Source organism: Rhizobium anhuiense bv. trifolii (assembly GCF_024346605.1).
Taxonomy (GTDB): domain Bacteria; phylum Pseudomonadota; class Alphaproteobacteria; order Rhizobiales; family Rhizobiaceae; genus Rhizobium; species Rhizobium anhuiense.
Genome location: NZ_CP098803.1, coordinates 4,249,882 through 4,268,461, shown reverse-complemented (window position 1 = coordinate 4,268,461; position 18,580 = coordinate 4,249,882). Strand labels below are relative to the sequence as shown.

The window sequence follows — 18,580 nt, the reverse complement described above, 5'->3', positions numbered from 1 at the left end:
CCCTTACGGGTAAAACGGACGGCGCTCCCATCGGGGCGCCGTTTTTTATTTGTCGCCCAAAGCGCGCCGCGATCCTTCAGATTCGCTCCTCGCGCTTTAGCTCCTTATTTTTGCGCGACCTGCTCTATGCCGGGCTGGCTGCCTCGTCCATTTCCTTTTCCGTTGCGCGGCGGGCCGCGGCGGCGGCGTATTTCTGGGCGATGACGGCGCAGACCATCAGCTGGATCTGGTGGAAGAGCATCAGCGGCAGCACGATCACGCCGATCGACTGGCCGGCGAAGATGACATTTGCCATCGGCACGCCGCTGGCAAGGCTCTTCTTCGAGCCGCAGAAGGTGATGGTAATCTGGTCGGGCTTGTTGAAACCGAGCCAGCGGCTGCCGAACATCGTCAAAACAAGAACAAGTGCCAACAGCACGATGTCGGCTGCGATGACGACGGCGATATCGGCGATCGAGAAAGTGTGCCACAGGCCTTCGACCACCGCCGTGCTGAAGGCGAGATAGACGACCATCAGGATCGAGCCGCGGTCGACAGGCATCAGGATCTTCTTCTTGGCGCGGATCCAGTCGCCGATCCAGGGCTGCAGGATCTGGCCGACGATGAAGGGGGCAAGCAGCTGCAGCAGGATCTGCTCCAAGGCGTCGAAAGAGAAGCCGCCATGGCCGCCGACGGAAAACAGCAAGCCGACGAGCAGCGGTGTCAGGAACATGCCGAAGATGTTGGACGCCGAGGCCGAGCAGATGGCGGCAGGCACATTGCCGCCGGCCATCGAGGTGAAGGCGATCGACGACTGCACCGTCGATGGCAGCACGCAGAGGAAGAGAATGCCGAGATAAAGCGGCTGCGGCAGGATCGTGTCCGGGATCAGTCCGAGCGCCATCCCGAGCAGCGGGAAGATGCCGAAGGTCGTCAGCAGGATGACGAGATGCAGCCGCCAGTGCAGCAGGCCTGCTATGACGACGTCGCGCGAGAGGCGGGCGCCATGCAGGAAGAACAGCAGGGCGATGGCAAGATCGGTGGCGATGCCGAAATAATCCGCGAATGTGCCGCTCGCCGGAAACAAGGAGGCGAGGATGACGGTGCAGACGAGCAGGATGGTGAATGTATCGGGCAGAAAGCGGCGCATGGCGGTCTCGCGGCGTGATAAAAACAGTCGTTGTTCTGTCGTCCATTATGATCCAGGATGCAAGAAATAACAGTTATCGAGAATCTGGATCATGCTGGACCTTTCGCAATTGCGCAGTTTCGTCGCCGTCGAACAGATGGGCAGTTTCACCCTTGCTGCGGAGAGGCTTGGCCTGGGGCAATCGACGGTCAGCCAGCATATCCAGCGGCTGGAGACGGCCCTGGGGCGCAAGCTGCTGGCGCGCGACACGCATAAGGTGATGCTGACCGGCGATGGCGAGGCGTTGCTCTCGCATGCGCGCGCCATGCTTTCGATCGAGGGGCAGGTGCAGTCATTGTTTAAGAGCCACAGCCTGCGCGGCAGCCTGCGGCTCGGCGTGTCGGAGGACTTTGTCACCAGCCAGTTGCCGGCGGTGCTGGAAGATTTCGTTCGTTCGCATCCCTCCGTCGATCTGGAACTGACGGTGGCGCTATCAGGCGTTCTCTACGAGATGCAGGATAATGGTGAGATCGATTTGGTGCTCGCCAAGCGCCGGCTCGGCGATGCACGCGGAAAACTCGTCTATCGCGAGCCGCTCGTCTGGCTGGCGCGCGATCCCGAGCGTGTGCTCGCCTCCGGCCCTCTGCCTCTGATCGCCTTTCCGCCGCCGAGCGTCACACGGGTGATTGCCCTGGAAGCGCTCGGGCGAAACGGCGTGCCGTGGCGGATCGTCTGCACCTGCGGCAGCCTGAGTGGGTTGACGGCGGCGGCGCGGGCCGGGATGGGCGTGCTGGTGCAGCCGCGCAGCATGGCACCATCAGGCCTGAAGGAGATTGCTGCGGGAAAACTTCCGGCGCTAGAGGACGTCGAATTCGTGCTGGTGCCGCGCAAGGGAGCGGATCAGGCGCTGGTCTCAGCACTTTCCGACGATATTCTGCAAAAGGTGAGGGGACTGAAATCGGCGTGAAGCATTGCCAATCGGGGCAATCAGGCAACCAGGCACTTCAGGAAACCATCCACATCCGCTTCCGTCGTCGCGAAGCTGGTGACGAGACGGATCAGGATTTCGCTTTCGGAAACGAGCTCGGGCGTTGCCGCCGGAACCGGCCATTCGTAGAATTTCGCGCCCTTTTCCTCCGCGGTTTTTGCAGCGCTTTTGCTGATAACGGCAAAGACTTCGTTGGAGGCGGTCGGCCAGGCGAGGCGGGCGGCGTTGCTGTCTCTGATGCCGGCGCGCAGCCCGTCGGCCATGCCGTTCGAATGGCGGGCGAGATCGAGCCAGAGACCGTTTTCGAAATAGGCATCGAACTGGGCGGCGATGAAGCGCGACTTGGAAAAGAGTTGGGCGGCGCGCTTGCGGATGAAGGGCATTTCCCGGGCCTGATCCGGATTGAAGAAGACGATCGCTTCCGCACACCAGCAACCATTCTTGGTGCCGCCGAAGGAGAGCATGTCGACGCCGCGCTTCCAGGTCATTTCGGCCGGGGTGGCGCCGAGCGCGATCAGCGCATTGGCGAAGCGGGCGCCATCCATATGGAGCGGCAGATTGCGTTTTTTTGATATGGCGGCGATCTCGCCGATCTCCGGCAGCGAATAGACGGTGCCGATCTCGGTTGCCTGGGTGATCGTCACCGCGCTGGCGCGGCCATGACGGAGGGCGTCTTCGGGATAATGCGCGATCTTTGCCGAGAGCCCGGCCGGATCGATCTTGCCGGCTTCGCCGTCGACGGCAACGAGGCGGGCGGAGCCGGAGAAGAATTCCGGCGCGCCGCATTCATCCTCGATCACATGGGCTTCCGAATGGCAGAAGGTGATGCCGCCGGGGCGCTGGACGCTTGCCAGCGACAGCGAGTTGGCGGCCGTGCCGGTGGCGACGAAAAAGACCGAAACCTCGCGTTCGAAAATCTCGGAAAAGCGGGCTTCGACCTTCCTGTCGAGGTCGCCGGCGCCATAGGCGGCGGCAAAACCGGCCGATTCCGTCAGCAGACGTTCGGCAATGGATTGATGGGCGCCGGCCCAGTTATCGGAAGCAAAGAACATGGGGGAAACCGTTGGGGAAGGATAAGGTTGGCAAGTCCGCAGCGGACATTACGCCAAAGCTTCACAGGATCAAGGTTGTCGCCCGTGACACATCACAGAAATTGAACTACGCAATCAATAAACAAAATAGCGTGGCTTTGCGTAATTTTATTTCGCCATGCCGACTGATCCGGCAATCTTCAGTCGCAAATTGATGTTTTTTGACAGAGCGCTCTTGCGGAGCCGAATGCTTTCTGGCATAGAACTGATGAATTAGGACAGTGTTGCTGTCCTATTTTGGCCTTTGTGGCCGAAGAGGCGCCGAAAGCCCTGGAACAGACCGGCTTTCACGCTATAGTTCTTCCGAGCGTCAAAGCCTTGCCGGCGGCGCGCGGAGGCGAATGGCAGGCGCGGAACGCGACGGTTTGCTTTCCTTTGAAGCAGATGTCTGCGGCCGATCTTCACACTGCAACAGCGCTGTCACGCGCCGAACCTATCTTCGGGTTGCGGCGCATGACGAAAAGCCGCCCGCGGCCCCGCGGGCTTCGACAGGAGGAAAGATGATGACGAAGACGCCATCCATGGAATTTGACCGGTTTGCTGCTGCCGAGGTGCGCGCGACGGCCAATATCTCCACATCCGCCTCCGGCCTGCCGAAGAAACAGGGCCTCTACGATCCGCGCAACGAACACGATGCCTGCGGCGTCGGCTTCGTCGCGCATATGAAGGGCCAGAAGTCGCACCAGATCGTCAAGGACGGCCTGTTCATCCTCGAGAACCTGACGCATCGCGGCGCCGTCGGCGCCGATCCGCTGATGGGTGACGGCGCCGGCATCCTGGTGCAGATCCCCGACCGTTTCTTCCGCGAGGAGATGGCCGAGCAGGGCATCACCCTGCCGCCGATCGGCGAATATGGCGTCGGCCATATCTTCATGCCGCGCGATGAAAAGCAGATCGAGCACTTCAAGAAGGTGATCCAAGACGTCATCACCGAGGAAGGCCAGGTCTTCATCGGCTTTCGCGACGTGCCGGTCGACAATTCCTCGCTCTCCAAGGCGCCGGCGATTGCCGCAACCGAGCCGCATCATGTGCAGGTCTTCATCGGCGCCGGCGAGGATGCCGAAAACAACGACGAGTTCGAGCGCCGGCTGTTCACGCTGCGCAAGGTGATCTCCAACCGTATCTATGATGAGTTCGACGGCGAGGAGAGCAATTTCTATCCGGTGTCGCTGTCGTCGGCGACGGTGGTCTACAAGGGCATGTTCCTGGCCTATCAGGTCGGCGTCTATTACAAGGACCTGTCGGATCCGCGCTTCGAAAGCGCGGTCGCCCTGGTGCACCAGCGTTTCTCGACCAACACCTTCCCGTCGTGGAAGCTCGCGCATCCCTACCGCATGGTCGCCCATAACGGCGAGATCAACACGCTGCGCGGCAACGTCAACTGGATGGCGGCGCGCCAGGCGTCGGTCTCCTCGCCGCTGTTCGGTGAGGACATTTCCAAGCTCTGGCCGATTTCCTATGAGGGTCAGTCGGATACGGCCTGTTTCGACAACGCGCTCGAATTCCTGGTGCGCGGCGGTTATTCGATGGCACATGCGGTGATGATGCTGATCCCGGAAGCCTGGGCCGGCAACCAATCGATGGCGGCCGACCGCAAGGCGTTCTACGAATATCATGCCGCTCTGATGGAGCCCTGGGACGGTCCGGCTGCCGTGGCCTTCACCGATGGCAAGCAGATCGGTGCTACGCTCGACCGCAACGGCCTGCGGCCGGCGCGCTACCTCGTCACCGATGACGACCGCGTCATCATGGCGTCCGAAGCCGGCGTGCTGCCGGTTCCGGAAGAGAAGATCATCCAGAAGTGGCGCCTGCAGCCGGGCAAGATGCTGCTGATTGACATGGAGGAAGGCCGCATCATCTCCGACGACGAGGTGAAGTCGCAGCTGGCGACGGCGCATCCCTATCGCAGCTGGCTGAACCGCACCCAGCTCATCCTCGAAGATCTGAAGCCGGTGGAGCCACGGGCGCTGCGCCGCGACGTGTCGTTGCTCGATCGCCAGCAGGCCTTCGGCTACACGCTCGAGGATACTCGCATCCTGATGTCGCCGATGGCGACGACGGGCCAGGAGGCGATCGGCTCGATGGGCACGGATACGCCGATCTCGGCGATGTCGGAAAAGCCGAAGCTGCTCTACACTTATTTCAAGCAGAACTTCGCGCAGGTGACCAACCCGCCGATCGACCCGATCCGCGAGGAACTGGTCATGAGCCTGGTGTCCTTCATCGGGCCGCGGCCGAACATTCTCGACCACGAGGGCGCGGCGAACGCCAAGCGGCTTGAAGTGCGTCAGCCGATCCTGACCAACGGCGATCTCGAGAAGATCCGCTCGATCGGCCATACGGAAGATCGTTTCGACACTAAGACGCTTGATTTCACCTATGATATCGAGCGTGGCGCCGAAGGCATGCCGGAGATGCTCGACCGACTCTGCGAGCGCGCGGAAGCGGCCGTCAAGGGCGGCTACAACATCATCGTGCTCTCCGACCGCCAGATTGGCCCGGACCGGATCGCCATTCCGGCGCTGCTGGCGACGGCGGCCGTACACCATCACCTGATCCGCAAGGGGCTCCGCACCTCGGTCGGTCTCGTCGTCGAGACCGGCGAACCGCGCGAAGTGCATCATTTCTGCCTGCTCGCCGGCTACGGCGCCGAGGCGATCAACCCCTATCTCGCCTTCGACACGCTGCTCGACATGCATGCCAAGGGCGAATTCCCGAAGGAAGTGGATGCTTCCGAAATCGTCTACCGCTACATCAAGGCGGTCGGCAAAGGCATCCTCAAGGTCATGTCGAAGATGGGTATCTCGACCTATCAATCCTATTGCGGGGCGCAGATCTTCGATGCGATCGGCCTACAGTCGGAACTCATCGACAAATATTTCTTCGGGACCGCGACGATGATCGAAGGTGTCGGCCTCGAGGCGATTGCCGCCGAAACCGTCGCCCGCCATAACGCGGCCTTCGGCAAGGATCCGCTTCTTGCGACGACGCTCGACATCGGCGGCGAATATGCCTACCGCATGCGCGGCGAAAGCCACGCCTGGACGCCGGATGCAGTCGCTGCCCTTCAGCATGCGGTGCGCGGCAATGCCGAGGATCGCTACCGCGAATTCGCCGAGATGGTGAACAATTCAGCGCTGCGCATGAACACGATCCGCGGCCTCTTCAGGATGAAGAGCGCCGAGGCGCTCGGCCGCACGCCGGTTTCGATCGACGAGGTCGAGCCGGCGGCCGATATCGTCAGGCGTTTCTCGACGGGAGCGATGTCCTTCGGCTCGATCTCCAGGGAGGCGCATACGACGTTGGCGATCGCCATGAACCGGATCGGCGGCAAGTCGAACACCGGCGAGGGCGGCGAGGAATCCGACCGCTACATGCCGCTGGCCGACGGTTCGATGAACCCGGAACGTTCGGCGATCAAGCAGATTGCCTCGGGCCGCTTCGGCGTCACCACCGAATATCTCGTCAATGCCGACGTGCTGCAGATCAAGGTGGCGCAAGGCGCCAAGCCTGGCGAAGGCGGCCAGCTGCCGGGTCACAAGGTTGACGCGACGGTTGCCAAGACCCGCCACTCGACGCCGGGTGTCGGCCTGATTTCGCCGCCGCCTCACCACGACATCTATTCCATCGAAGATCTGGCGCAGCTGATCTACGATCTAAAGAACGTCAACCCTACCTCGGATGTCTCGGTCAAGCTCGTCTCCGAAGTCGGCGTCGGCACGGTCGCCGCCGGCGTCGCCAAAGCGCGCGCCGACCATATCACGGTCGCCGGCTTCGATGGCGGCACAGGTGCATCGCCGCTGACTTCGCTCAAGCATGCCGGCAGCCCCTGGGAAATCGGCCTTGCCGAGACCCAGCAGACGTTGGTGCTGAACGGCTTGCGCTCGCGTGTCGCATTGCAGGTGGACGGCGGGTTGAAGACCGGCCGCGACGTCATCATCGGGGCGCTGCTCGGCGCTGACGAATTCGGCTTCGCCACCGCGCCGCTGATTGCTGCTGGCTGCATCATGATGCGCAAGTGCCATCTCAACACCTGTCCGGTGGGCGTGGCAACCCAGGATCCGGTGCTGCGCAAGCGCTTCAAGGGCACGCCGGAGCACGTCATCAACTACTTCTTCTTCGTCGCCAACGAAGTGCGCGAAATTCTCGCCTCGCTCGGCTTTACCCGGCTCGACGAGATCATCGGCGCTTCGGAGCTGTTGGAGAAGGACGAGATGCTGGCGCACTGGAAGGCCAACGGCCTCGACTTCAGCCGCATCTTCCATAAGGTCGATGCCGCCAAGGAAGAGACCTTCTGGACGAGCCGGCAGCAGCACCCGATCGACGATATTCTCGACCGCGTGCTGATCGAGCAGGCACAGCCGGCGCTGACCGCCAAGACACCCGTTGCCTTCGAGGTCGGGATCAAGAACGTCGACCGTTCGGCGGGCGCGATGCTCTCCGGCGAGGTCGCCAAGCGCTTCCGCCACCGCGGGCTGAAGGAAGACACGATCAATGTCACACTTCGCGGTACGGCGGGGCAGAGCTTCGGCGCCTTCCTGGCGCGTGGCGTCACCTTCAACCTGATCGGTGACGGCAACGACTATGTCGGCAAGGGGCTTTCGGGCGGCAAGATCATCATCCGGCCGCCGGAGAATTCGCGGATCGTGGCCGAGAACTCGATCATCGTCGGCAACACCGTGCTTTACGGTGCGACCGAGGGCGAATGCTACTTCCGGGGTGTGGCGGGCGAACGTTTCGCCGTGCGCAATTCGGGTGCGATCGCCATCGTTGAGGGTGTCGGCGACCATGGCTGCGAATATATGACCGGCGGCGTCGTCGTCGTGCTTGGCGCCACGGGCCGTAACTTCGCGGCCGGCATGTCCGGCGGTGTTGCCTATGTGCTCGATGAAACCGGCGATTTCGCCAGCCGCTGCAACATGGCGATGGTCGAACTCGAGCCGGTGCCCGAGGAGGACGACATGCTGGAGAAGCTGCATCATCACGGCGGCGATCTCATGCACAAGGGACGTGTCGACGTTTCCGGCGACATGACGCGCCACGACGAGGAGCGCCTCTACCAGCTGATCTCCAACCATCTGCACTATACGGGTTCAACCCGCGCCAAGCAGATCCTCGACAGCTGGGCCGACTACCGTCCGAAGTTCCGCAAGGTCATGCCGGTCGAATACCGCCGTGCGCTCGAGGAAATGGAGCGCAGCCGGATGGGCATCGCCGCGGAATGATTTGCACTGGGACATCCGTCACCTGCTGACCGCAGGTGACGGATGACGAAAATATCTCGATGACTCCGATCGTGCCGACAGCGAAACCTGTCCAGATCGCACGGATGTCTTCCAGGGGATATGCGCCAATGACGGTCAAGAGAAGCAACTTGCCCCGGATACCGGGACTGACGATAGACAGATTGGCTGCGGTGAGGCGGTCATGAGGGTAAGGGACGAAAGCATGGGTAAGGTAACAGGGTTTCTGGAAATCGACCGGCAGGTAGCGAAGTATCAGCCGGCGTCGGATCGTATCCGTCATTTCCGCGAGTTCACGATCCCGATGTCGGACCCGGAAGTGCAGAAACAGGCCGCGCGCTGCATGGACTGTGGCATCCCCTATTGTCACGGCCCGACCGGCTGCCCGGTTCATAACCAGATTCCCGATTGGAACGACCTCGTCTACAACAACAACTGGGAAGCGGCGATCCAGAACCTGCATTCGACCAACAACTTCCCTGAGTTCACCGGCCGCGTCTGCCCGGCACCCTGCGAGGAAGCCTGCACGCTTAATCTCGAGGATGCGCCTGTTGCCATCAAGACGGTCGAACAGGCGATCGCCGACAAGGCCTATGAGCTCGGCTTCATCCGGCCGCAGCCGGCGACGGTGCATACCGGCAAGAAGGTTGCCGTCATCGGCTCCGGCCCCGCCGGCATGGCGGCCGCCCAGCAGCTCGGCCGCGCCGGCCACGAGGTGCATGTCTACGAGCGCGAAACAAAGCCGGGCGGGCTGCTGCGCTACGGCATCCCCGATTTCAAGATGGAGAAGAACTTCATCGACCGCCGCGTCGAGCAGATGAAGGGCGAGGGCGTCACCTTCCATTGCGGCGTCAATGTCGGCGTCGATGTCAAGGTCGAGCAGCTACTCGCCGATCATGACGCCGTTCTTTACTGCGGCGGCTCCGAGACGCCGCGCGAGGCGGGCATTCCCGGCACCGAGCTTGCGGGCGTCCACGATGCGATGCCCTATCTCGTCCAGCAGAACCGCCGCGTCGGTCGCGAGAACATCGACAGCGTCGGCTGGCCATCGGACCCGATCCTTGCCGGCGCCAAACATATCGTCGTCGTCGGCGGCGGCGATACGGCTTCGGACTGCGTCGGCACGGCGTTCCGCCAGGGGGCCGTCAAGGTCACCCAGCTCGACATCCGGCCGCAGCCGCCGGAGAAGGAAGACAAGCTTGCCGTCTGGCCATTCTGGGCGACGAAGATGCGCACCTCCTCCTCACAGGCCGAGGGCGCCGTGCGGGAATTCCAGGTGGCCACCCTCGAGTTCGTCGGCGAAGACGGCGTGCTGACCGGCGTCAAGTGCTGCGAGGTCGATGAGCGCCGGCGGCCGGTTCCGGGCACGGAATTCGTCATCCGGGCCGATCTCGCCTTCATCGCCATCGGTTTCCGCGGCCCGTTCACATCAAGCGTGCTGAAGGAACTCGAAGGCAAGCTGACGCTCAACACCGACAAGCGCGGCTCGACCAACGTCGTCGCCAACGACCGCGACTACAAGACGTCGATCGACAAGTTCTGGACGGCCGGCGACGTGCGCCGCGGTCAGTCGCTGGTGGTCTGGGCGATCCGTGAAGGCCGCCAGGCGGCGCGCGCGATCGACGAGGCATTGATGGGCTCGACCGTCCTGCCGAACTGACCGTCGGCCGCTCACACCCTCAAGAAGACAAGAACTCCGCCCTATCGGCGGAGTTTTTTCATGGAGCGCCGCGCGTCCGCCAGGACGTGATGCGACCGCTTACCGCGGAACCGTGCCGCAAGCCTCGGGCAACGGCAAGGACATCGATGTCAGCGGCCGGAGCGATTTCAGACGAACGACAGCGACGCCTTCTTCGGCCTATCCGGCTCCAACCATTATTATCTGAGCTGGCCGTAGGCGGCGACCTAGACCGGAACGGAGCGAAAGGCTGCTTCACGCACAGCGCGTTGCCGACTGATCTACGATCTAGACTAGAGCTAGCCGAATTGCAGGACGCTGTTACGCAGGAGATGTGCTTTTATGCTCGCCGAAGAGCAGCTTGTAACCGCAAGCACAATGCCGCCCGCCGCGATTGATCGCTGATCCAGCGCAGCAGAGCGGGCGGTCTCTTTATTTGACCGAGACTTCGGCCGGCGCCTTTGCGGCAGGCAGGCGGTAATCGTCAACGCGGCCGGGAGGTGCTGGCGTCATTTCGCCCTGCTCGACCAGGAGGTCGCGCGGCGACCGCGTCAAAGCCACAGGCGGCGGCCTGGCGCCGAGAAGCTCGGCGCCGCCGTCGAGATTGGGATCGGAGAGGCTGATCGGCACGGTATGTTCGACCGGATTGGCGGGGAGGCCGAGGCCGGGCAGATTGCTGGAGTCGAGGCGAATTAGGTCGGGGCTTGCCTGGGTGCCGAGAAGACGCCGGGCCGGCTTTTCCACATAGAAGGCGAGCTTTCGCCGGCCGGCTTGCGTAAGATTAATGCCGTCGGAGGTGCGCAGGCGCACCTGCTGGCCGTTCACATCCGAACCAGTGACGATGAAGGTGCCGTTTTCGTCGACGAAACCATCCCAGATGTCGACGAATTCGCCGCCGATGCTTTCAACCTGGTTGCGGTAAAGCTGATTCATCTGGACGGCATCGGCCGTCATCGAATCGGACTGGAAAGCGGGAAGGCCGACCCAGAGCAGCGGGATCTTGCGGGCGGTGACCTCCTTGCCGAAGGAAAGGACACGGCGGCGATATTCGGTAAACCAGCCATCGGTGCGGAATTTTTCCTTGGCGGTGTCGGTCACCATCTGCTGGCGGTCGTTGGCGCCGATCATGACGACGACCATCGCCGGCTTCAGCTCGTCGATCATCTTCGGCAGCTGTGCCGGCCAGTCGTAATAATCGTCACGAACCAGGCCCGAGGAGACGTTGCCGCGGGCTTCGACGACGACACCGGGCGAGGTCTCGAAGGCGGCGGTGAGGCCGTCGCCGAGGCCGCTCGCCAGGAAATCGCCGACGATCAGGATCTTACGGGCGTCGCCGAGCTTCTGCACCGCCGGCTCCTCCTGCACGGGAGCGCGGACCGGCGGCGCGGTGCGGGTATTGACGATGGCTTTCTGCGCCGGCGGGCGCTTGCGCTGCTGGCGTCTCGGCTGCTGGACATCAGGCGCCTGCGGTGCGTCGTCGAGATAGCGCCGGCCGAGGAGGAAATCGAGGATCGACCGGCGCTGGTAGCGCTGCTCCTGGGCTTCGGCAACCTGCATCGGCGCAAGCGCGCCAACGAATAGCGAAGCCGCCGTCAAGGCGAGCATGAGCCAACGGATTGGGGTGCGATCAGTTTTCTTCGTCATGGGCAGTTCCGCATCTGCCGGCATCTTGCACGTGGGGTAGGCCAGCGTCCACTCTCGCTATCTAGGTCAAGGTTCTGGCTGTTGTAGAGCAGCATGCCGAAAAGTGTGTGTGGTTTTCGGGCGGTGTCATGCCCTACTTTCTTGATCCAAATGCGGGTTCAGCTTCCCGGCGGATTCGGCCGGGATCATCCCGATCTAGCGACGCAGCGCGTTCAGAAGCGGCAAGGAGGGCTCGCCGTCCGGCTGCATGCCGATGCGCTCCTGCACGGCTGATATCGCCGCCTTCGAACCCGAGCCGAAATTGCCGTCGACCTCGCCATTGTAATAGCCGAGTGTCTTCAGACGCGTTTGCAGCTCGAATTTCTCAGTGATATCAAGGGCGCCGTCCGGGCGCGGCCAGCGCTGCTGCATGCCGCCGTAGCCGGCGATCTGGTCGGCCAGCAGGCCGACGGCAAGCGCATAGCTGTCCGAGGCATTGTAGTTCTTGATGGTGAAGAAGTTGGCGGTCATCAGGAAGCCGGGGCCACCGGCTCCGGCCGGCATCTTCAGCATGGCTTTGGTGCCGCCGTCGCGGAAGGCCTTGCCGTTCGGGCGTGTCAGGCCGAGCGCTGCCCATTGGGCCAGCGTATGGGTCTTGCCGGCCTGCTTGGCCGCGGCCGCGGGAACGACGACCTCGTAGCCCCAGGTCTTGCCGGTGTCCCAGCCGTTCTTCATCAGGAGATTGGCCGAAGTCGCCAGCGCATCCGGCACCGAGTTCCAGATATCGCGATGGCCGTTGCCGTCGGCATCGACGGCATAAAGCAGGTAGCTTGTCGGGATGAACTGGGTGTGGCCCATGGCGCCGGCCCAGGAGCCGGTCATTTCGCGAGCCGGCACGTCACCGTTCTGCAGGATCTTCAGCGCGGCGACCAGCTGCTTCTTAGCGAATTTGGCGCGGCTCGGATCGGCATAGGCCAGCGTTGCCAGCGCGCGCGGCACATAGTGCAGCCGGTCGTCCTTGTCGAGAATCGCGCCGTAATTCGATTCCATCGACCAGATGGCGAGCAGAATGGTCTTGTCGACGCCGAATCGCCGCTCGATCGCATCGAGTGTTCTTGCGTGTTTGGCGGCCATCTCGCGGCCGATCTTGACCGTGTAGGGATTGACGCGGGAATCGACATAGTCCCAGATCTTCGAGGTGAATTCCGGCTGATAGGCGGCCTTTTCGAGCACGGTCGGATCAGGCTCGCTCACCCCGGAAAAGGCCTTTTGATAAGTTGCCTTACTGATGCCACTCTGAGCGGCTGTTTGGTAAAAATCCGCGATCCATTTCTGGAACCGGGAATCAGCTCTAGCGTTGTCGGGGACCAGCCCCACCTGGGCGGCGACAATGAGGGCGAGAGCAAGACCACGAAGGGAGTTTTTGTGATTCTGGGTCATCGACAGTCGTATCCGTCATCTTCAGTTTCCGGGGACAGCGAGGCATCATGTCCGCGCCAGAACCAAGACTACAGGAACGGAGTCAACAAATTCTTTACCATAGCGAACCGCTGCGGTCACCATTGCAAAACAGTAGCAATTCTATACTAGTTAAGGCTAAAAAGCCCTATTTCCAAAGCGATATGATCGAAGCAGGAGGCCGGTGTGGCTCAACACAACAAAGTTCGTAAAGCAGTATTTCCGGTGGCCGGATTGGGGACGCGATTCCTGCCGGCGACAAAGGCTGTTCCGAAGGAAATGTTGACCGTCGTCGACAAGCCAATCATTCAGTATGTCGTCGATGAGGCGATCGAGGCCGGGATCGAACATCTGGTGTTCGTCACCGGACGCAATAAGCACGTCATCGAAGACTATTTCGACATCCATTTCGAGCTGGAACAGACGCTGCGCGAGCGCGCCAAGAAGGCGGAGATCACCCTTCTGGCCCAGCAATTGCCGAAGGCCGGCACGGTGAGCTTCACCCGACAGCAGGAGCCGCTCGGCCTCGGCCACGCCGTGTGGTGCGCCCGCGAGATCGTCGGCGACGAGCCCTTCGCATTGCTGCTGCCCGATATGATCATGAAGGGCGACAAGGGCTGCATGAAGGGCATGATCGACCTTTACGCCCAGAGCGGCGGCAATATCATCGCCGTCGAGGAATGCGCGCCCGACCAGGCGCATAAATACGGCATCGTCGGCGTCGGCGAAGCGATCGGTGACGGCTTCCGCATCACCGGCATGGTGGAAAAGCCTGCCAAGGGGACGGCGCCTTCCAACTTCTTCATCAACGGCCGCTACATCCTGCAGCCGGAGATCTTCAAGATCCTCGAAACCCAGGAGCGCGGCGCTGGCAACGAGATCCAGCTCACCGACGGCATGCTGAAGCTGCTGAAGGAACAGGATTTCGCCGGTTACCACTTCCGCGGCGCGACCTACGACTGCGGCGCCAAGGACGGCTTCATCCTGGCAAACGTCGCCTTCGCTCTCGAACGCGCCGATATCCGTCCCTCCGTCGAAGGCGGCTTCAGGGAATTGCTTGCCGGCCTGAAGTAAGGGCTACGCCTGGATTATGAAGTGACAGAACGCCGCGCATCCGGGCTGGATGCGCGGCGTTTAACGTTTCAGCTTGAGGCCGACGCCGGCACGAAATTGCTGCGAGTCGGTGCCTTCCTTGCGCGTCGTCAGCTCGTAGCCGAGTGTGCTGGTCAAATCGAGATAGCGGTTGATGTTCCAGGTCAGGCCGGTCGCCGCGGTATAGACGAGCTCGTCGTTGATGGTGCTATCCGTGGGATAGTCGCGCCATATTACCCCGCCGATCATCGTCCCGACCAGATTGTCGCGCAGCTGGTGGGTGAGCGTCGTCGTCAGTGCGTGCGAGACGTAGCCGCTCTCACCGGCAGTCGTTGAGGGCTGAATGCTGGTTTGCAGGTCGAAATTGACGTCGGTTCCGCGGATCGGCGACCAGAGCAGGCTTGCATCGAGTGTCGCCGTATCGATCGAGGACAGGCGGCTGTCTTCGAAATCGGCCTGCTCGTAACCGACGCCGACTTCACCCTTCAGTTTCTCGCCGAGATCGACTTCGACGCCCACCTTGGCGCCATAGCTGTGCCCCGAGCGCTCATAGCCGGCCGAGTCGCGCGTTTCGTCATAGATCGTGCGGCCGATGTTGGCTTCGATGAAGGGGATGAGCGCGGGGGACAGCTCGTAGCCGACGCGGCCGCGCAGCGTACCCGTCGTCTGGTCGCGATCGCTGAGGGTGACGGTCGTGCCGTTCGAAAGCTTGGCATCCGAATAAATCGAGCGGGTCATGGCAAGGGCCGTCGTCCCGCGTAGAATGCCGAAATCGCGCTGGACGGAGGCGCCGGCCGAAAATTCCTGTACATCAGACTGCTGCGCGGCATTGGCGATGGCGTCGGGATCGTCCGTATCCTCGCGGTAGAAATTGTAACCGGCGGTCAGGTGCGCCGTGGTGTCGTCGGGAAGATCGAGCCTGAGGTCGCTGTTGATCTTGAAGGAGGGCTGTTCTTCGCCCTCGCCACTGATATTCCTCTGATAGGCACCTTCCGAGGTTACGGACAGTTGATGGCGGCCCCAGTCGGAGGTCAAGGTCGCTGCTGCGTCTGTTTCGAAAAAGGCGCGCCGCTGTCGGGTATTGCCGTCCTTGGTGGTCTCGGTGTTGATGCTCTGGGTGACGCTCGGGCGGAGCACGAACGTGCCGATCGGGATTCCCGGCGTTTCCTCCGTCGAGGCGCTTGTGGCAGCCCTGCGGCGCGGCAGCGTCTCGTCGAGCGGCGCTTCGCGGGTGTTCAGCCGGCGTATGTCCTCGTCGAGGATGGAGCCGGTAATGTCGTCGCCGGCCTGCGCATCCGGTATGGCTGGCCTCTGCTGGGCATCGTCGGCATTCGCGGTCGCACCATTTGCCGCAGGCGCGGCGGCACCGTCGGTCTCGTCATCGAAACCGGTGGCGGCGGCGTTGTTCGTGGTGCTGTTGTCCTGATTGGCCGCGGAGCGGCTGTTTGCCATCCCTGCCGGCTGTGCGGCGGACTGCGCAAGGGCTGCCGTCTGGGCAAGAATCAGGCCTCCGAACGCGGCAAAAGAGACGGCACGGCTCATGGCGCGGAGCGGCGTCACACTGCTCGTCTGTTTTGGCTGGCCCATGCAATTCGCGCCTGACATGCTTTCGGTTCTTACCCAAAGGTAAAGCCTTGTGGTTAATCATTCGTTGCCGTCAGCGGGCGCCGTTCACATTTCGGAAAGAGTGCGGGGTGGACTTGGAAAGTGAAAAGGTCTAACGCAACTTCATGAACAGAAGAGCGATAAACCTCGTTGAAAACAGCGTGCTCGAATCGGCAAAACGCACGATAGAGACCGAAAGACGCGGTCTTGAAGCGCTGGAACGGGCCCTTGACAATGGCTTGGCCGATCCTCTGACACGGGCCGTCGAAGTCATCGGCGACATCTCCGGCCGCGTCATCGTCACCGGCGTCGGCAAGAGCGGCCATATCGGGGCCAAGCTCGCGGCGACATTCGCTTCAACCGGGACACCTGCCTTTTTCGTGCATGCGGCTGAAGCCAATCACGGCGACCTCGGCATGATCGAGCGCGACGATGTCGTGCTGGCGATTTCCAAAGGCGGCGAGAGCGCCGAGCTCAAGAGCATCATCTCCTTCACCCGGCGCTTCTCCATTCCGCTGATCGCAATCACCTGCAGCGACCGTTCCTCGCTGGCGACCGCCGCCGATATCGTCCTTCTTGTGCCGAACGAACAGGAGGCCTGCCCCAATGGGCTGGCGCCGACGACCTCGACGCTGATGCAGCTTGCGCTCGGCGACGCGCTGGCAGTGGCGCTCCTGGAAGCGCGCGGCTTTACCGCCACGGATTTCCATGTCTTCCATCCCGGCGGCAAGCTGGGCGCCAGCCTGATGCATGTCGCCGATATCATGCATACCGGCGAGCGGCTGCCGCTCGTTGCCAAGGGCACGCCGATGCCGGAGGCGATCACGGTGTTATCGCGCAAGCATTTCGGCTGCGTCGGCGTGCTGGATGAGGATGGCCGGCTTTGCGGCATCGTCACCGAAGGCGATATGGCGCGCAATCTGACCCGCAATCTGGCCGAGCTCGCGGTCGACGATATCATGACCAAGACGCCGAAGACGGTGAAGCCGACGATACTGGCGACCGCGGCGCTGGCGCTGCTCAACCAGCATCATATCGGCGCGCTGATCGTCATCGACGACGACCGCCGGCCGGTCGGACTGGTGCATTTCCACGACCTGCTGCGCATCGGCGTCGCCTGATCAAGCTCGTTCGATCAAGCTCGTTTGATCAGATGGGCTCGACCGTCAGGTCGCGGCCGTTGCTTGAAACCACCTTCACCTGTGTTCCCACCGCAAGGTCCGGTCCCATCACCTGCCATAGCGTATCGTCGAGGCGGATGCGGCCGCGGCCCTCGCGGATCGGTTCGTGCAGCGTCGCCGTGCGGCCGACGAGGCTCGCGCCGCGCTGATTGAGGAAGGGCTCGTCGGTCGTTGCATTGCGCAGCGTCAGCCGCCGGCCGGCGAAGGTCGTGGCAACGGCGAGCAGCGCAAAAAGGATCGCCTGCAATTCCCAGACCCAGAAGGCGCTGTCCCAGAAGAGCAGCGACAGCGCGCCGACGATCAAGGCGGCAAGGCCGATCCAGACTAGGAAGAAGCCGGGTACGATCATTTCCGCGGCGAGCAGCACGAGGCCTGCGACCCACCAACTCCACGGACCGAGTTCGGCGATGATCTTCGCCAGCATGGCTTATCGCTCCTGATCGGGATTGAAAGGATTGGGAGTCGACGGATTGATCGGCGGCGTCGAGCGCGCCGGCGCGGGGCGCGGACGCGGCGGCAGCGGCGGCGGGGTTGCCGGGCTGTTGCCGGCATCGCCGAAGACCTCGCGGGCAATGGCGCCGATGCCGCCGAGCGAACTCAAGATGGAAGAGGCTTCCATCGGCATCATGACGATCTTGGAATTGGGCGCCGAACCGATCGAGGTGAGCGCTTCGGTGTATTTCTGCGCAACGAAATAGTTGATCGCCTGGATGTCGCCGGCGGCGATCGCCTCGGAGACCATTTTCGTCGCCTTGGCTTCGGCTTCGGCCAGGCGTTCGCGGGCTTCTGCGTTGCGGAAGGCGGCCTCGCGCTGGCCTTCGGCCTGGAGAATGGCGGATTGCTTGGCGCCTTCGGCTCGGAGGATCTGCGCGTTGCGCGAGCCTTCGGCCTCCAGCACCTGCGCCCGCTTCTCGCGCTCGGCCTTCATCTGGCGGGCCATCGCGTCGACGAGGTCGCGCGGCGGCTGGATGTCCTTGATCTCGACGCGGGTGACCTTGATGCCCCAGGGATGCACGGCCTCGTCGACGACGCGCAGCAGCCGGTCGTTGATCGCATCGCGGTTGGAAAGCAGTTCGTCGAGATCCATCGAACCCATGACCGAACGGATATTGGTCATGGTGAGATTGAGGATGGCGTTTTCGAGGTTGGAGACCTGATAGGCGGCCTGGGCGGCGTTCAGCACCTGATAGAAGGAGACGGCATCGGCCGAAACCGAGGCATTGTCCTTGGTGATCACCTCCTGGGTCGGCACGTTCAGCACCTGTTCCATCACGTTCAGCTTGGCGCCGACGCGCTCGATGAACGGGGTGATCAGGTTGAGGCCGGGCTCCAGCGTGCGGGTATACCGCCCGAAGCGCTCGATCGTATAGCGGTAGCCCTGCGGCACGGTCTTGATCCCGGCAAAGAGCACGAGGATGACGAAGATGACCAGCACGATGACGACAATGTCGAAGCCGCCGAACAACATGAAGAATTCCTCCTATCGGCGCATGCGCCCATACACTGATGTGGT

The 18,580-nt window shown here is 62.4% G+C and carries 12 protein-coding genes; 5 read left to right on the top strand and 7 right to left on the bottom strand.

The genetic code is table 11. From position 1 onward, the window contains the following. Positions 1-124 precede the first annotated feature (124 nt). The gene (locus NE851_RS29640) at positions 125-1,129 is read right to left on the bottom strand and encodes a bile acid:sodium symporter family protein (protein WP_127430748.1); all 1,005 of its coding nucleotides are present in this window, start codon (positions 1,127-1,129) and stop codon (positions 125-127) included. A 91-nt stretch (positions 1,130-1,220) separates the two neighbouring features. Here NE851_RS29640 and NE851_RS29635 point away from each other — a divergent pair, with 91 nt between their 5' ends. Next, positions 1,221-2,075: a LysR substrate-binding domain-containing protein gene (locus NE851_RS29635; RefSeq protein ID WP_028755889.1), complete on the top strand. Its 855-nt coding sequence runs from the start codon at positions 1,221-1,223 to the stop codon at positions 2,073-2,075. 20 nt (positions 2,076-2,095) lie between these two features. Here NE851_RS29635 and NE851_RS29630 read toward each other — a convergent pair whose 3' ends face one another. Further along, entirely contained in the window at positions 2,096-3,148 is a 1,053-nt protein-coding gene (locus NE851_RS29630) for a threonine aldolase family protein (RefSeq protein WP_028755888.1), read from the bottom strand. Between the two features lie 539 nt (positions 3,149-3,687). On the opposite strand from NE851_RS29630, the gene gltB reads away from it, so the two are divergent. Further along, the gene (gltB, locus tag NE851_RS29625; protein ID WP_174824463.1) at positions 3,688-8,412 is read left to right on the top strand and encodes a glutamate synthase large subunit; all 4,725 of its coding nucleotides are present in this window, start codon (positions 3,688-3,690) and stop codon (positions 8,410-8,412) included. Positions 8,413-8,635: 223 nt separating this feature from the next. Next, positions 8,636-10,090: a glutamate synthase subunit beta gene (locus tag NE851_RS29620; RefSeq protein WP_028756675.1), complete on the top strand. Its 1,455-nt coding sequence runs from the start codon at positions 8,636-8,638 to the stop codon at positions 10,088-10,090. A gap of 450 nt (positions 10,091-10,540) precedes the next feature. Here the strand turns inward: NE851_RS29620 and NE851_RS29615 are convergent, their stop codons facing one another. Continuing rightward, positions 10,541-11,776, bottom strand: a complete 1,236-nt coding sequence (locus tag NE851_RS29615) for an SGNH/GDSL hydrolase family protein (protein ID WP_028756674.1) — start codon at positions 11,774-11,776, stop codon at positions 10,541-10,543. 171 nt (positions 11,777-11,947) lie between these two features. Beyond that, the gene (locus tag NE851_RS29610; RefSeq protein WP_028756673.1) at positions 11,948-13,171 is read right to left on the bottom strand and encodes a lytic murein transglycosylase; all 1,224 of its coding nucleotides are present in this window, start codon (positions 13,169-13,171) and stop codon (positions 11,948-11,950) included. Between the two features lie 204 nt (positions 13,172-13,375). Between NE851_RS29610 and galU the strand changes: the two genes are divergently transcribed. Beyond that, positions 13,376-14,263, top strand: a complete 888-nt coding sequence (gene galU, locus NE851_RS29605) for a UTP--glucose-1-phosphate uridylyltransferase GalU (protein ID WP_003542870.1) — start codon at positions 13,376-13,378, stop codon at positions 14,261-14,263. 60 nt (positions 14,264-14,323) lie between these two features. On the opposite strand, the gene NE851_RS29600 is transcribed toward galU, so the two are convergent. Beyond that, the gene (locus NE851_RS29600; protein ID WP_028758956.1) at positions 14,324-15,868 is read right to left on the bottom strand and encodes an outer membrane beta-barrel protein; all 1,545 of its coding nucleotides are present in this window, start codon (positions 15,866-15,868) and stop codon (positions 14,324-14,326) included. Between the two features lie 143 nt (positions 15,869-16,011). On the opposite strand from NE851_RS29600, the gene NE851_RS29595 reads away from it, so the two are divergent. Continuing rightward, complete coding sequence (locus tag NE851_RS29595) at positions 16,012-17,007, top strand: KpsF/GutQ family sugar-phosphate isomerase (protein ID WP_047616405.1); 996 nt, start codon at positions 16,012-16,014, stop codon at positions 17,005-17,007. Positions 17,008-17,035: 28 nt separating this feature from the next. Here NE851_RS29595 and NE851_RS29590 read toward each other — a convergent pair whose 3' ends face one another. Both NE851_RS29590 and NE851_RS29585 read right to left on the bottom strand, forming a co-directional pair. Continuing rightward, the gene (locus NE851_RS29590) at positions 17,036-17,491 is read right to left on the bottom strand and encodes an NfeD family protein (RefSeq protein ID WP_097543090.1); all 456 of its coding nucleotides are present in this window, start codon (positions 17,489-17,491) and stop codon (positions 17,036-17,038) included. Between the two features lie 3 nt (positions 17,492-17,494). Then, on the bottom strand, positions 17,495-18,535 hold the full coding sequence (locus tag NE851_RS29585; protein WP_028756669.1) for an SPFH domain-containing protein: 1,041 nt from the start codon (positions 18,533-18,535) through the stop codon (positions 17,495-17,497). Positions 18,536-18,580 lie beyond the last annotated feature (45 nt).

Bases quoted from the DNA above. Each gene is read 5' to 3' on its own strand.
- NE851_RS29640 (WP_127430748.1), bottom strand. From the start codon at position 1,129: ATGCGCCGCTTTCTGCCCGATACATTCACCATCCTGCTCGTCTGCACC.
- NE851_RS29635 (WP_028755889.1), top strand. From the start codon at position 1,221: ATGCTGGACCTTTCGCAATTGCGCAGTTTCGTCGCCGTCGAACAGATG.
- NE851_RS29630 (WP_028755888.1), bottom strand. From the start codon at position 3,148: ATGTTCTTTGCTTCCGATAACTGGGCCGGCGCCCATCAATCCATTGCC.
- gltB (WP_174824463.1), top strand. From the start codon at position 3,688: ATGATGACGAAGACGCCATCCATGGAATTTGACCGGTTTGCTGCTGCC.
- NE851_RS29620 (WP_028756675.1), top strand. From the start codon at position 8,636: ATGGGTAAGGTAACAGGGTTTCTGGAAATCGACCGGCAGGTAGCGAAG.
- NE851_RS29615 (WP_028756674.1), bottom strand. From the start codon at position 11,776: ATGCCGGCAGATGCGGAACTGCCCATGACGAAGAAAACTGATCGCACC.
- NE851_RS29610 (WP_028756673.1), bottom strand. From the start codon at position 13,171: ATGACCCAGAATCACAAAAACTCCCTTCGTGGTCTTGCTCTCGCCCTC.
- NE851_RS29600 (WP_028758956.1), bottom strand. From the start codon at position 15,868: ATGGGCCAGCCAAAACAGACGAGCAGTGTGACGCCGCTCCGCGCCATG.
- NE851_RS29595 (WP_047616405.1), top strand. From the start codon at position 16,012: ATGAACAGAAGAGCGATAAACCTCGTTGAAAACAGCGTGCTCGAATCG.
- NE851_RS29590 (WP_097543090.1), bottom strand. From the start codon at position 17,491: ATGCTGGCGAAGATCATCGCCGAACTCGGTCCGTGGAGTTGGTGGGTC.
- NE851_RS29585 (WP_028756669.1), bottom strand. From the start codon at position 18,535: ATGTTGTTCGGCGGCTTCGACATTGTCGTCATCGTGCTGGTCATCTTC.